Source organism: uncultured Anaerococcus sp., assembly GCF_937934665.1.
Lineage (GTDB): Bacteria > Bacillota > Clostridia > Tissierellales > Peptoniphilaceae > Anaerococcus.
Map to the genome: position 1 here is coordinate 1 of NZ_CALGYW010000025.1, position 1,376 is coordinate 1,376.

Sequence of the window (1,376 nt, forward strand, 5' to 3'; positions counted from 1 at the left end):
CAGCAATAATATTACAATAAGCATCCAAAAATCAAATCAAATTCTATTTAAATCCTTATTCTAATTAATAAAAATTTTACAAATAAAAAAAGATCCTGCTATTTTGCAGAATCTCTTTGTTTTGTTTTTCTGATTAAAATTATTAATTCTTTATTTATTAATCCTAATAATATTGAAATTAGAATTTTTCATAAATATCTCATCGTGGCTAATAACTATGACTAGTTTTCCCTTTTTATTGAGGTCCATAATTAGGTCCAAGACCTTGGCCTTAACTTCTTTATCCAAAAAGTTTGTTGGTTCGTCAAAAATATATAGGGACTTATCGGTTTTTATGGCGTGTTTTAATTGGGAGAGTTTCTTCTGACCTGAAGAGCCTTTAATTTTATCTTTTAAGACTCCGTATTCGCTTATTGTAGGGTTTGCTGGGACATAAACCAAATCATCAAATAAAACATCCGAGCTTTTATCAAGAGTCTTGCCATTGATTATAATTTCTCCCTCATACCTAGTAGTTAGGTTCATTATAGCTTCTACCAGGGTGGTTTTGCCTATCCCGTTATCCCCTACTATAAGATTAAACTTGCCTTTTTCTATGGCTTGACTAAGCGGTGCGTGTAGCCTCTCACCCATACTTCCTAGACTTACATAGTCTTTTATTTCTAGAGACTTTATCTTATCCTTATCAAATTTTACAGGGGCCATATTGATAAATTCATAAAAAGAGTCCATGGCAGGTTTTCCTGAGACATACTCCCTCCTGGTGTTGAAGGTATCAAGCATAGGATCCCAAAGGGAACTAATGTAGATTGAGACCGCCGCATAAGAACCTGGAGTCATCTTGCCCTTTATAATAAGGATAATCGAAATAATTGTGGTAAGGGTAATAGCCATATTTAGGGTTCCGTAGACAAAAATGTTATAAATTACACTTTCATAGCGGACCTTTGTCATAAGGTTTTTAAAAAATCCCTTAAAGAAATCCCTAATTTCTGGTAGTTGTTTATCTTCCAAAAATCTCTCTTCCTTGCTCAAATTATTAGAATCAAGCAAATATCCCTTCATATTTTTCATATCGTCCAAGTGGTTTGAGGAATAATCCGAAATCTTCTCCTCACTCTTATAAGAAACCACGGCTGCTATTGGAGCAATAATTAGAAATGAAATCAAAAGATAAGGAGAGATAAAAAATACAATTATGCATATTGCCACAAATTTGAGAGCGTTTAATAATATCCTCAAGGCATTTTTATAGATAAAGGGCTGGACGATTTCAAAATTTTGCCCGAGTTCCTGGTTAATCCTCGCCTGGTCGATATTATAAACCTTACTGTCATAGGATTTTAGGGCATAATCAAGCCTTTGAAATTGGTTTA

General features: G+C 33.5%; 1 protein-coding gene. It reads right to left on the reverse strand.

The features are described from left to right. Nucleotides 1-150 precede the first annotated feature (150 nt). Nucleotides 151-1,376: ATP-binding cassette domain-containing protein (locus Q0410_RS01175; protein WP_299031959.1), on the reverse strand; the 1,226-nt coding region annotated here is incomplete at its 5' end.